12 protein-coding genes are annotated in these 12,123 nt (G+C 57.7%); 9 read left to right on the plus strand and 3 right to left on the minus strand.

Annotated elements, in window-relative coordinates:
- Positions 1–3: 3 nt before the first annotated feature.
- Both hemD and hemC read right to left on the minus strand, forming a co-directional pair.
- Positions 4–744, minus strand: coding sequence for a uroporphyrinogen-III synthase (gene hemD, locus PGS10_RS23560; protein ID WP_045395574.1), 741 nt, complete (start codon positions 742–744; stop codon positions 4–6).
- Positions 741–1,682 carry a hydroxymethylbilane synthase gene (gene hemC / locus PGS10_RS23565; protein WP_045395576.1) on the minus strand — a complete coding sequence of 314 codons (942 nt, stop codon included), beginning with the start codon at positions 1,680–1,682 and terminating at the stop codon, positions 741–743. Before hemC ends, hemD begins: the two co-directional genes overlap by 4 nt.
- Before the next feature lie 350 nt (positions 1,683–2,032).
- On the opposite strand from hemC, the gene cyaA reads away from it, so the two are divergent.
- The gene (gene cyaA, locus PGS10_RS23570) at positions 2,033–4,585 is read left to right on the plus strand and encodes a class I adenylate cyclase (RefSeq protein WP_015368868.1); all 2,553 of its coding nucleotides are present in this window, start codon (positions 2,033–2,035) and stop codon (positions 4,583–4,585) included.
- Positions 4,586–4,718: 133 nt separating this feature from the next.
- Here cyaA and cyaY read toward each other — a convergent pair whose 3' ends face one another.
- Positions 4,719–5,039, minus strand: coding sequence for an iron donor protein CyaY (cyaY, locus tag PGS10_RS23575; protein ID WP_015368867.1), 321 nt, complete (start codon positions 5,037–5,039; stop codon positions 4,719–4,721).
- Positions 5,040–5,178: 139 nt separating this feature from the next.
- On the opposite strand from cyaY, the gene lptM reads away from it, so the two are divergent.
- The 8 genes from lptM (at position 5,179) to corA (ending at position 12,093) form a co-directional block, all read left to right on the plus strand.
- Positions 5,179–5,382: an LPS translocon maturation chaperone LptM gene (gene lptM, locus PGS10_RS23580; protein WP_020077593.1), complete on the plus strand. Its 204-nt coding sequence runs from the start codon at positions 5,179–5,181 to the stop codon at positions 5,380–5,382.
- A gap of 35 nt (positions 5,383–5,417) precedes the next feature.
- The gene (gene dapF, locus PGS10_RS23585; RefSeq protein ID WP_032713809.1) at positions 5,418–6,242 is read left to right on the plus strand and encodes a diaminopimelate epimerase; all 825 of its coding nucleotides are present in this window, start codon (positions 5,418–5,420) and stop codon (positions 6,240–6,242) included.
- Positions 6,239–6,946 carry a DUF484 domain-containing protein gene (locus PGS10_RS23590; RefSeq protein WP_015368864.1) on the plus strand — a complete coding sequence of 236 codons (708 nt, stop codon included), beginning with the start codon at positions 6,239–6,241 and terminating at the stop codon, positions 6,944–6,946. The genes dapF and PGS10_RS23590 overlap by 4 nt, the downstream gene beginning before the upstream one ends.
- Positions 6,943–7,845, plus strand: coding sequence for a tyrosine recombinase XerC (gene xerC / locus PGS10_RS23595; RefSeq protein ID WP_045395583.1), 903 nt, complete (start codon positions 6,943–6,945; stop codon positions 7,843–7,845). Before PGS10_RS23590 ends, xerC begins: the two co-directional genes overlap by 4 nt.
- A complete protein-coding gene (yigB, locus tag PGS10_RS23600) occupies positions 7,845–8,561 on the plus strand; it encodes a 5-amino-6-(5-phospho-D-ribitylamino)uracil phosphatase YigB (protein ID WP_045395585.1) in 717 nt (238 codons plus the stop codon). The genes xerC and yigB overlap by 1 nt, the downstream gene beginning before the upstream one ends.
- A gap of 63 nt (positions 8,562–8,624) precedes the next feature.
- Positions 8,625–10,787: a DNA helicase II gene (gene uvrD, locus PGS10_RS23605; protein WP_032709535.1), complete on the plus strand. Its 2,163-nt coding sequence runs from the start codon at positions 8,625–8,627 to the stop codon at positions 10,785–10,787.
- Positions 10,788–10,935: 148 nt separating this feature from the next.
- Positions 10,936–10,992 (plus strand): YsgD/CorL family protein, encoded by a 57-nt coding sequence (ysgD, locus tag PGS10_RS25150; protein WP_349815745.1) that lies wholly within the window; start codon positions 10,936–10,938, stop codon positions 10,990–10,992.
- 150 nt (positions 10,993–11,142) lie between these two features.
- Positions 11,143–12,093 carry a magnesium/cobalt transporter CorA gene (gene corA / locus PGS10_RS23610; RefSeq protein WP_045389308.1) on the plus strand — a complete coding sequence of 317 codons (951 nt, stop codon included), beginning with the start codon at positions 11,143–11,145 and terminating at the stop codon, positions 12,091–12,093.
- The last annotated feature ends 30 nt before the right edge of the window (positions 12,094–12,123 follow it).

The raw sequence follows: 12,123 nt of genomic DNA on the forward strand, positions 1-12,123 counted from the left end.
GAGTTATTGTAATGCGCGTAGCAGCGCATCGTTGTCGGCGTTATCGGCAACCTGAATATCCTGCCAGCCCAATTCCCGGGCCTGAAGGGCCAGACGTTCGCTGACAACGACAAGGCTACAGTGCAGCAGCCACCGTTCGCGATACCACTGGGGTATTAACGACCACAGCTGCTGCAGCATCTCGCCGCTGGTGACCACCAGCGTAGTGACTCCACGAGATTGCCAGCGCATAGCCTCTTCCGCACCATCATAGTACTTCGCACAACGTTGATAACATTCACAAAATGTTACTTCGGCGCCGCGTTCACGCAGCGTGTCGCCTAATAATTCCCGCCCGCCGTTGCCGCGCAGAATCAGGGCTTTCTTGCCCGCAATGTTTTGTAATTCAGGTAATTGTAGCAAGACTTCGCTGATTTCCCGATCTAACGGGTAACGGATATTTTTACCACTGACCGTATGCAGAGCCAGCGCGGTGGTGCGGCCTATCGAGAAATAGGCCGGATCGGAGGGCCAGCGTTGGCTCTCCTGCAGCAGACGGGCATGGGCGAATTCCACCGCATGCTGCGATAGCGCAAACAACAAATCGTCCGCGCCTAATGCCGCCAGCTGGCGCGGGAGCGCTGCCAGCTCCCGCCCCGGCGTGAATTCAATCAGCGGAAAGCTCCAGGCCACGCGTCCCAGCGCGCGCAGGCGGCTGACTAACTCTTCACCTTGCGGTAGCGGACGGGTGACCAGGATGCTCATCGTGGGGCTTCTCCATCATAGACCGCCGCGAGGATGTCGCGGGCGCCGTTATCCAGTAGTTCTTCCGCCAGCGAGACGCCGAGCGCCTCTGCCTCTTCCGGCCGGCCGCGGCGTTCGCCGCGCACGACCAGCGACCCATCCGGCGCGCCCACCAGCGCCCGTAGCCACAGCTCACCATCGCGCAGTTCGGCATAGCTGCCAATCGGCACCTGACAACCGCCTTCGAGACGGGTGTTCATCGCCCGCTCGGCACGTACGCGCACGGCGGTTTCCGTATGGTTAAGCGGCGCTAATAGCGCTTTGGTCCATTCATCGTCAAGGCGGCATTCGATACCCACCGCGCCCTGGCCGACGGCCGGCAGAGATTGCTCAGGCGAGAGCGGCTGGCGAATACGCGCTTCCAGTTTCAGGCGCTTCAACCCGGCGGCGGCGAGGATAATAGCGTCATACTCGCCGTTATCGAGTTTGCCTAATCGCGTGCCAACGTTGCCGCGTAGCGAACGGATCACCAGATCGGGGCGCTCTGCCGCCAACTGGCATTGGCGACGTAAACTTGACGTGCCAACGATGCTGCCGGCCGGCAGATCGTCAATTGAGGCATAGTGATTGGAAACAAATGCGTCGCGCGGATCTTCACGCTCGCAGATGGTGACCAACCCCAGGCCTTCCGGGAATTCGACCGGGACATCTTTCATCGAATGGACGGCGATATCGGCGCGCCCTTCAATCATGGCGAGCTCTAACTCTTTCACAAATAAGCCCTTGCCGCCCACCTTTGCCAGCGGGGTATCAAGGAGCACGTCGCCGCGGGTGACCATGGGCACCAGCTCAACGGAAAGCCCCGGATGACACGACTCCAGGCGCTCTTTCACATAATGTGCCTGCCATAGCGCAAGCGGGCTTTGCCGTGTGGCAATTCTCAAAACTTTGTCTAACATGCTTGTTACCGTCATTGTCGACCACGAGCCATCCTAACATTGTTGCTTTAGGGATGTTAGTTTCACGGTTAATGTGGGATGCTGGCACGATGTCCTTTAGCGTTTCATGCGGCTGCGGTTGCCGCAAGCGTAGTGGGGAATTTACACCCGGCAAACGGTGCTACACTTGTATGTAGCGCATCTTTCTTTACGGTCAAACAGCAAGGTGTTAAATTGATCACGTTTTAAACCATTTGTCAGCCAGCAGTTCATCACAACCACACCGATGACGAATGGTGACGGTTCTTGTTGAAATACTGAAATCCTCCGTACTATTGTACGTCGGATTTTTGAACATCAGGCGATATGTCTTGTACCTCTATATTGAGACACTGAAACAGAGACTGGATGCCATCAACCAACTGCGCGTGGATCGCGCGCTTGCTGCCATGGGACCCGCTTTCCAGCAGGTTTACAGTCTTCTGCCGACATTACTACATTATCATCACCCGCTGATGCCGGGTTACCTTGACGGTAACGTTCCCCGCGGCATTTGCCTCTACACGCCTGATGAAACCCAACGCCACTATCTTGACGAACTCGAACTGCACCGCGGCCTGCTGACGCAGGAGCCGCCGAAAGGCGAACTGCCGATTACCGGCGTTTATTCGATGGGCAGTACCTCCTCCGTTGGGCAAAGCTGCTCTTCCGATCTGGATATCTGGGTATGCCATCAGGCCTGGCTGGATAACGAAGAACGCCAGCTGCTGCAGCGTAAATGCAGCCTGCTTGAAAGCTGGGCGGCGTCGCTCGGCGTCGAGGTCAGTTTCTTCCTGATCGACGAAAACCGCTTCCGCCATAACGAAAGCGGCAGCCTCGGCGGCGAAGACTGCGGTTCGACCCAGCATATTTTGTTGCTCGATGAATTTTACCGCACCGCCGTGCGTCTCGCCGGGAAGCGTATTCTGTGGAATATGGTGCCGGGCGATGAAGAAGACCATTACGATGACTACGTGATGGGGCTGTATGCCCAGGGCGTGCTGACGCCAAACGAATGGCTCGATCTCGGCGGCCTCAGTTCGCTGTCGGCGGAAGAGTACTTCGGCGCCAGCCTGTGGCAGCTGTATAAGAGTATCGACTCCCCGTATAAAGCGGTGCTGAAAACGCTGCTGCTGGAAGCCTACTCCTGGGAATACCCCAACAACCGCCTGTTGGCGAAAGATATTAAACAGCGCCTGCACGATGGCGAGATTGTCTCGTTCGGTCTCGACCCCTACTGCATGATGCTGGAGCGCGTTACCGCCTATCTGCAGGCTATCGAAGACGACACCCGTCTCGATCTGGTACGCCGCTGCTTCTACCTGAAAGTCTGTGAAAAACTCAGCCGCGAGCGCGCCTGCGTGGGCTGGCGTCGTGAAGTCGTCAGCCAGCTGGTGAAAGAGTGGGGCTGGGATGAAAAGCGTCTGATGATGCTTGATAACCGCGCTAACTGGAAAATTGATGAAGTGCGCAAAGCGCACAACGAACTGCTCGATGCGATGATGCAGAGTTATCGTAATCTGATCCGTTTCGCCCGGCGCAATAATCTCAGCGTCTCCGCCAGCCCGCAGGATATCGGCGTACTGACGCGTAAGCTGTATGCGGCCTTTGAAGCCCTGCCGGGCAAGGTCACCCTGGTGAACCCGCAAATTTCACCGGACCTGTCGGAACCGAATCTGACCTTTATCCACGTGCCGCCGGGCCGCGCTAACCGTACCGGTTGGTATCTGTATAACCGCGCGCCGGATATGGAATCGATCATCAGCCATCAGCCGCTGGAATATAACCGTTACCTTAATAAGCTGGTGGCCTGGGCCTGGTTTAACGGCCTGCTGACCTCACGCACCCGTCTGTTTATTAAGGGCAACGGTATCGTCGATTTGCCGAAGCTGCAGGAGATGGTGGCCGACGTGTCGCACCACTTCCCGCTGCGCCTGCCGGCGCCGACGCCAAAAGCGCTGTACAGCCCGTGCGAAATTCGCCACCTGGCGATTATCGTCAACCTCGAATATGACCCGACGGCGGCATTCCGTAATCAGGTGGTGCATTTCGACTTCCGTAAGCTCGATGTTTTCAGCTTCGGCGAAGAGCAAAAATGCCTGATTGGCAGCGTCGACCTGCTGTATCGCAACTCGTGGAACGAAGTGCGCACGCTGCACTTTAACGGCGAGCAGGCGATGATCGAAGCGCTGAAAACTATTCTCGGCAAAATGCATCAGGACGCCGCGCCGCCGGATAGCGTGGAGGTGTTCTGCTATAGCCAGCACCTGCGCGGCCTTATCCGCACCCGCGTGCAGCAGATGGTCTCCGAGTGCATCGAACTGCGCCTCTCCAGTACCCGTCAGGACACCGGGCGCTTCAAAGCGCTGCGCGTCTCCGGCCAGACCTGGGGCCTGTTCTTCGAGCGCCTGAACGTTTCGGTGCAGAAGCTGGAAAACGCCATTGAGTTCTACGGCGCTATCTCACACAACAAGCTCCACGGCCTGTCGGTACAGGTAGAAACCAATCACGTTAAGCTGCCGGCGGTGGTGGATGGCTTCGCCAGCGAAGGGATAATTCAATTCTTCTTTGAAGATGCGGATAACAATGACAGCGGCTTTAACATCTACATTCTCGACGAAAGCAACCGCGCCGAGGTCTATCACCACTGCGAGGGCAGCAAAGAAGAGCTGGTGCGCGACGTTAGCCGCTTCTACTCGTCATCGCACGATCGCTTCACCTACGGCTCAAGCTTCATTAACTTCAACCTGCCGCAGTTCTATCAGATTGTCGAAGTTGACGGACGCACGCAGGTGATTCCGTTCCGCAGTCAGGCGATTGCCGCCGCGGTGCCGCCGGGCCAGGAAGCGGTCGCCTCACCGGTGCTGCAGCAGCGCTACTCGTAGATTTGGCCTGGATAAGGTGCTAGCCGCTATCCGGAGATATTCCCTGCTGGCGCTGCGCTTAGCAGGGCTACGGTTCTATGTCGTCGGGTAGCCCGGATAAGGCGCGATGCGCCGCCATCCGGGAAAGACGTCATTAACGGAAGCTCACCGTCTCGCCGGCCTGATTGCTCGCCGCCTGCTCCAGCAGATCCCAGAAGCGTTCGCCGCTGCGATCGCAGATCCACTCGTCGCCTTGCAGATCGAAGTGATAGCCGCCTTGCTTGGTCGCCAGCCAGACCTGATGCAGTGGCTCCTGACGGTTAATAATGATCTTACTGCCATTTTCGAAGCTGATGGTCAGCACGCCGCCGTTGATTTCGCAGTCGATATCGCTGTCGCCGTCCCAGTCGTCCAGACGTTCTTCGATGGTCATCCACAGGCTATCGGCCAGGCGATGGAATTCACTGTCGTTCATGGTTCTATCCTGCTTTTTTGAAGATGGCCGCAGTATAGCGCGAAACAAAAGCGCGCGCAGTCAGATGCTAAACGCTTGCTTTTACGTCTTCTCCTGCGATGATAGAAAGCAGTAACGAATGAATCATGGGCAATTATCAATGAAAAACGTTTTACCCACGCTTGCCGTTCTGTTTGCAATCTTCAGCCTGACCGGCTGCGGTTTGAAAGGGCCGCTGTATTTCCCGCCGGCAGACAAAACCGCGCCGCCGCCGACCAAGCCGGTTAACCCAGGCATTCAGAGCGCGACGCCGGATCGTAACGATCGCGGCGATAATGGCGGTCCGACCCAGGTTAACTATTAACGATAACGTTCTGTTCCGCGCAATTGGAGTAGATAATGCAGTTCTCTAAAATGCATGGCCTCGGCAACGACTTCATGGTTGTTGATGCGGTAACGCAGAATGTTTTCTTCTCACCGGAGCTGATTCGTCGCCTTGCGGATCGGCATCTTGGCGTCGGCTTCGACCAGCTGTTGGTTGTCGAGCCGCCGTACGATCCCGATCTGGACTTCCACTACCGTATCTTCAATGCTGACGGTAGCGAAGTCTCGCAGTGCGGCAACGGCGCGCGCTGCTTCGCCCGCTTTGTCCGTTTAAAAGGCCTGACCAATAAACGTGATATCCGCGTGAGCACCGCCAACGGGCGTATGGTATTAAGCGTAACGGAAGATGATCTGGTGCGCGTTAACATGGGCGAGCCGAATTTCGAGCCGTCTCAGGTCCCGTTCCGCGCTAACAAAGCGGAAAAGACCTATATTATGCGCGCGGCTGAACAGACAATATTGTGCGGCGTCGTCTCAATGGGCAACCCGCACTGCGTGATTCAGGTCGATAACGTGGACACCGCCGCGGTTGAAACCCTCGGTCCGGTAATGGAAAGCCACGAACGTTTTCCGGAACGCGCCAATATCGGCTTTATGCAGGTAGTGGAACGCTCCCATATTCGTCTGCGCGTCTATGAACGCGGCGCAGGCGAAACGCAGGCCTGCGGCAGCGGCGCCTGTGCGGCGGTGGCAGTCGGTATCCAACAGGGGTTACTCGCCGAAGAGGTACGCGTGGAATTGCCAGGCGGGCGTCTCGACATCGCCTGGAAAGGTCCGGGTCAACCGTTGTATATGACTGGCCCGGCGGCACACGTCTACGACGGATTTATTCATCTATGAAACAGATCGGGGAAGAACAGCAGGAACTCGCCACAGCGCTCGACGACAGCGCGGTAGTAGATTATCTGCTGCAAAATCCTGAGTTCTTTATTCGTAATGCGGCGCAGGTTGAGCATATCCGCGTCCCGCATCCGGTGCGCGGCACCATCTCGCTGGTAGAGTGGCATATGCTGCGGGCGCGTAACCATATCAACGTGCTGGAAGAGAACATGACGCTGCTGATGGAACAGGCGACGGCCAATCAAAGCCTGTTTCAGCGCCTGTTCCATCTGCAGACGCGGCTGGCGTCCGCCGATAGCCTGGATGAAATGCTCAACCGCTTTCATCGTTGGGCGCGCGAGCTTGGCCTGGCGGGCGCAACGGTGCGCCTGTTTCCGGACAGCTGGCATCTCGGCGCGCCGTCTAAATTCACCCATCTGGCGCTGAGCCGGCAGGCGTTCGAACCCATTCGTATTCAGCGGCTGGGCCAGGCACGTCACTATCTTGGTCCGCTGAACGGGCCAGAGCTGCTGGTGGTGCTGCCGGATGCGAAAGCTATCGGCTCGGTGGCGATGTCGCTACTGGGCGATGATGACGCGCCGGGGGTGATGTTCTTCAGCAGCCGCGATCCACAACATTATCAGCAAGGCCAGGGAACACAGCTACTGCAGGAGATTGCGCGCATGCTGCCCGGCCTGCTGGAGCGCTGGATTGAACGCGCATGACCGACTCCCCGCTATTCGCCTGCGTCGACCGCTTCCTGCGCTATCTCGGCGTAGAGCGCCAGCTTAGCCCGATTACGCTCACTAACTACCAGCGTCAGCTGGAAGCGCTGATCGCGCTGGCGGATGATGCCGGGTTAAAAAGCTGGCAGCAGTGCGATGCCGCTCAGGTACGTAGCTTTGCGGTGCGTAGCCGCCGCGCGGGCTTAGGCCCGGCGAGCCTGGCGCTGCGGCTTTCCGCCCTGCGCAGCTTTTTCGACTGGATGGTCAGCCAGGGCGAGCTGGCCGCTAACCCGGCGAAAGGGATTGCGGCGCCGAAGATCCCCCGCCATTTGCCGAAAAATATCGACGTTGATGATGTGAATCGGCTACTGGATATCGACCTCAACGACCCGCTCGCGGTGCGCGACCGGGCGATGCTGGAAGTGATGTACGGCGCGGGGCTGCGTCTTTCTGAGTTAGTTAACCTTGATATTAAGCACCTTGACCTTGAGTCAGGGGAAGTGTGGGTGATGGGGAAAGGCAGCAAAGAGCGCCGCCTGCCAATTGGGCGCAATGCGGTGGCATGGATCGAACACTGGCTGGATTTGCGCGGCCTGTTCGGCGGCGATGACGATGCGCTGTTTTTGTCGAAGCTGGGTAAGCGCATTTCAGCGCGCAACGTGCAGAAGCGGTTTGCCGAGTGGGGCATAAAGCAGGGGCTCAATAGCCACGTGCATCCGCATAAGCTGCGGCACTCCTTCGCGACGCATATGCTGGAGTCGAGCGGCGATCTACGCGGCGTGCAGGAGCTGCTGGGGCATGCCAATCTCTCCACCACCCAAATCTATACCCATCTCGATTTTCAACACCTTGCCTCGGTGTACGATGCCGCGCATCCGCGCGCTAAACGGGGGAAATAATGCGTTTTTACCGACCTCTGGGCCCGATCTCCGCGCTGACGTTCGACCTGGATGACACCCTTTACGATAACCGCCCGGTGATTGACCGGACGATGCAGGAATCGCTGACGTTTGTGCGTAATTACCATCCGGCGCTGAGCCAGTTTGATGCAAGCGATCTCAACCGCCTGCGCCAAACGTTATTGACCTCAGAACCCGAGATTTATCACGATGTCACCGTCTGGCGCCACCGCGCGCTGGAGTTAGGGATGCGTAATGCCGGGCTCTCCGCCGCCGAGGCGAAAGCCGGCGCCGATGCGGCGATGGAAAATTTCGCCCACTGGCGCAGCCGCGTTGATGTGCCGCAGGAGACGCACGATACGCTGGCCAAGCTGGCGCAGAAATGGCCTCTGGTGGCTATCACCAACGGTAACGCTCAGCCAGAACTGTTCGGGCTGAATGACTATTTCCGTTTCGTGCTGCGCGCCGGTCCGGATGGCCGCTCCAAGCCGTTTGCCGATATGTACCATCTGGCGGCGGAGCGTCTGGATTTACCCCTCGGGCAGATTCTGCACGTCGGCGATGATCTGACCACCGACGTGGCTGGCGCTATTCGCTGTGGAATGCAGGCCTGCTGGATCAAGCCGCAGGACGCCTCATTGATGAAAACCGCCGATAGCCGCCTGCTGCCGCATATTGAAATTTCACGGTTGGCATCTCTGACCTCGCTGATATAATCACCAGTAACTCTGTATATATTAACAGGGGTTCGTGGAACCCCTTCTCTTCCGGCGGTGCCAATGGACGTTTCTTACCTGCTCGACAGCCTTAATGACAAACAGCGTGAAGCCGTAGCGGCCTCGCGCACCAATATGCTGGTTCTGGCAGGGGCGGGCAGTGGTAAGACGCGCGTACTGGTGCACCGTATCGCCTGGCTGCTGAGCGTGGAAAACTGCTCGCCGTATTCCATTATGGCGGTGACCTTTACCAACAAAGCGGCGGCGGAGATGCGCCACCGCATCGGCCAACTGATGGGCACCACCCAGGGCGGTATGTGGGTCGGCACCTTCCACGGCCTGGCCCATCGCCTGCTACGCGCCCATCATCTGGATGCCAACCTGCCGCAGGATTTCCAAATCCTCGATAGCGAAGATCAGCTGCGCCTGCTGAAGCGCCTGATTAAGGCGATGAACCTGGATGAGAAGCAATGGCCGCCGCGTCAGGCGATGTGGTACATCAACAGCCAAAAAGATGAAGGGCTGCGCCCGCACCATATTCAGAGCTACGGCAACCCGGTCGAACAGACCTGGCAGAAGGTGTATCAGGCCTATCAGGAAGCCTGCGATCGCGCCGGGCTGGTGGACTTCGCCGAGCTGTTGCTGCGCGCGCACGAACTGTGGCTGAACAAACCGCATATCCTGCAGCACTACCGCGAGCGCTTCACCAATATTCTCGTCGACGAATTCCAGGATACCAACAACATTCAGTATGCCTGGATCCGCCTGCTGGCGGGCGATACCGGCAAAGTTATGATCGTCGGCGATGATGACCAGTCGATTTACGGCTGGCGCGGCGCGCAGGTCGAAAACATTCAGCGCTTCCTGAATGACTTCCCGGGCGCGGAAACCATCCGCCTGGAGCAGAACTATCGTTCAACCAGCAATATTCTTAGCGCCGCCAACGCCCTGATTGAAAACAACAACGGGCGGCTGGGCAAAAAACTGTGGACCGACGGCGCCGACGGCGAGCCCATTTCGCTGTACTGCGCCTTCAACGATCTTGATGAAGCGCGTTTCGTGGTTAACCGAATTAAAACCTGGCAGGAGAACGGCGGGGCGCTGGAGCAGTGCGCCATTCTCTACCGTAGCAACGCCCAGTCGCGCGTGCTGGAAGAGGCGCTGCTGCAGGCCAGCATGCCTTACCGTATCTACGGCGGCATGCGCTTCTTCGAACGTCAGGAAATCAAAGATGCGCTCTCTTATCTGCGCCTGATTGCCAACCGCAACGACGACGCGGCGTTTGAGCGTGTGGTCAATACGCCTACCCGCGGCATCGGCGATCGGACCCTGGATGTGGTGCGCCAGACCTCGCGCGATCGTCAGCTGACGCTGTGGCAGGCCTGCCGCGAGCTGCTGAAAGAGAAAGTGCTGGCAGGCCGTGCTGCCAGCGCTCTGCAGCGCTTTATGGAGCTTATCGACGCGCTGGCGCAGGAAACCGCCGATATGCCGCTACATGTCCAGACTGACCGGGTCATTAAAGATTCCGGCCTGCGTATGATGTACGAGCAGGAAAAAGGCGAGAAGGGCCAGACCCGTATCGAAAACTTAGAGGAACTGGTGACGGCGACGCGCCAGTTCAGCTACAACGAAGAAGATGAAGATCTGATGCCGCTGCAGGCGTTCCTCTCCCACGCCGCGCTGGAAGCGGGCGAAGGGCAGGCGGATACCTGGCAGGATGCGGTACAGCTGATGACTCTGCACTCGGCGAAAGGGCTGGAGTTCCCGCAGGTGTTTATTGTCGGCGTTGAAGAAGGGATGTTCCCGAGCCAGATGGCGCTTGATGAGGGCGGTCGTCTGGAGGAAGAGCGTCGTCTGGCCTACGTCGGCGTGACGCGCGCGATGCAAAAACTGACGCTGACCTACGCCGAAACCCGCCGTTTGTACGGTAAAGAGGTTTACCATCGCCCATCGCGCTTTATCGGCGAGCTGCCGGAAGAGTGCGTGGAAGAGGTGCGGCTGCGAGCGACGGTGAGCCGCCCGGTTAACCATCAGCGTCTCGGTACCCCGGTGGCGGAGAACGATACCGGCTATAAGCTGGGCCAACGAGTGCGGCATCCGAAGTTCGGTGAAGGCACCATCGTCAACCTTGAGGGCAGCGGTGAGCATAGCCGGCTGCAGGTGGCTTTTCAGGGGCAGGGAATTAAATGGCTGGTCGCCGCCTACGCACGCCTGGAAACGGTGTAACTTTAAGAAAAATATAATTTTTTTGTAATAATCTGCTAGCCTTATATGCTAAAGGGCAGGATTTGCTCTTTAGCGTTCCCTTGCGTGTTGACGCCGTTTTGGCGCTGGCGTAACATGCGCGCACGATTACGCTAAGAGGACATTCGCCTTGGACACACCCAGTAGATGCTGGCTCAACTTCCTGTCATTCAGGAACAACTCCTAAGGCTATCCCCTTATGCCGATAGCCTTAGCGGTTGTCGGCGACCCGTCCTATTCCCGTCGCTCTGAGTCAGGCTTAATGGTCTGAAACCCAAATAGTTTCTGTGTGCCCATCGAACTGTCCGATAAATTTTTTGTATTGGGAGTCCCGGTCATGCTGAGCGCATTTCAACTGGAAAATAATCGTTTAACGCGCCTTGAGGCCGATGAGATCAAGCATCTTGCCAGCTCGGTGTGGGTCGACCTGGTCGAGCCTGACGATGATGAACGTAGCCGTGTGCAAACGGAGTTAGGCCAGAACCTGGCGACGCGCCCGGAACTGGAAGACATCGAAGCGTCAGCGCGTTTCTTTGAAGACGAAGATGGTTTACACATCCACTCCTTTTTCTTTTTCGAAGATGCTGACGATCACGCCGGTAACTCAACCGTGGCGTTTACCATCCGCGAAGGCCGCCTGTTTACCCTGCGCGAGCGTGAACTACCCGCTTTTCGCCTGTACCGCATGCGCGTGCGTAACCAGACGCTGATTGATGGCAACGCCTACGAGCTGCTGTTAGATCTGTTCGAGACCAAAATCGAACAGCTGGCGGATGAGATAGAAAACATCTACAGCGACCTGGAAAAGCTGAGCCGCGTGATTATGGAAGGCCACCAGGGCGACGAGTACGACGAAGCGCTGTCGACGCTGGCGGAACTGGAAGATATCGGCTGGAAAGTACGTCTCTGTCTGATGGATACCCAGCGCGCGCTAAACTTCCTCGTGCGCAAGGCGCGCCTGCCGGCAGGCCAGCTGGAACAGGCGCGAGAGATCCTGCGAGATATCGAATCCCTGCTGCCGCACAACGAATCGCTGTTCCAGAAGGTGAACTTCCTGATGCAGGCGGCGATGGGCTTTATCAACATCGAGCAGAACCGCATTATCAAGATCTTCTCGGTGGTTTCGGTCGTGTTCCTGCCGCCGACGCTGGTGGCGTCCAGCTATGGGATGAACTTTGAGTTTATGCCGGAACTCCACTGGAGCTTTGGTTATCCGGGAGCCATCGTGTTTATGATGTTGGCCGGCCTGGCGCCGTATCTCTACTTCAAGCGTAAAAACTGGCTGTAGTTGTTGTGCCGGATGCGCTTCGCTTATCCG

Origin of the sequence: Klebsiella sp. 141153, from assembly GCF_032601995.1 — a bacterium.
GTDB classification, from domain to species: domain Bacteria; phylum Pseudomonadota; class Gammaproteobacteria; order Enterobacterales; family Enterobacteriaceae; genus Klebsiella; species Klebsiella aerogenes.

Bases quoted from the DNA above. Each gene is read 5' to 3' on its own strand.
- xerC (WP_045395583.1), top strand. From the start codon at position 6,943: ATGACCGACTCCCCGCTATTCGCCTGCGTCGACCGCTTCCTGCGCTAT.
- uvrD (WP_032709535.1), top strand. From the start codon at position 8,625: ATGGACGTTTCTTACCTGCTCGACAGCCTTAATGACAAACAGCGTGAA.
- corA (WP_045389308.1), top strand. From the start codon at position 11,143: ATGCTGAGCGCATTTCAACTGGAAAATAATCGTTTAACGCGCCTTGAG.
- hemD (WP_045395574.1), bottom strand. From the start codon at position 744: ATGAGCATCCTGGTCACCCGTCCGCTACCGCAAGGTGAAGAGTTAGTC.
- cyaY (WP_015368867.1), bottom strand. From the start codon at position 5,039: ATGAACGACAGTGAATTCCATCGCCTGGCCGATAGCCTGTGGATGACC.
- hemC (WP_045395576.1), bottom strand. From the start codon at position 1,682: ATGTTAGACAAAGTTTTGAGAATTGCCACACGGCAAAGCCCGCTTGCG.
- lptM (WP_020077593.1), top strand. From the start codon at position 5,179: ATGAAAAACGTTTTACCCACGCTTGCCGTTCTGTTTGCAATCTTCAGC.
- PGS10_RS23590 (WP_015368864.1), top strand. From the start codon at position 6,239: ATGAAACAGATCGGGGAAGAACAGCAGGAACTCGCCACAGCGCTCGAC.
- yigB (WP_045395585.1), top strand. From the start codon at position 7,845: ATGCGTTTTTACCGACCTCTGGGCCCGATCTCCGCGCTGACGTTCGAC.
- dapF (WP_032713809.1), top strand. From the start codon at position 5,418: ATGCAGTTCTCTAAAATGCATGGCCTCGGCAACGACTTCATGGTTGTT.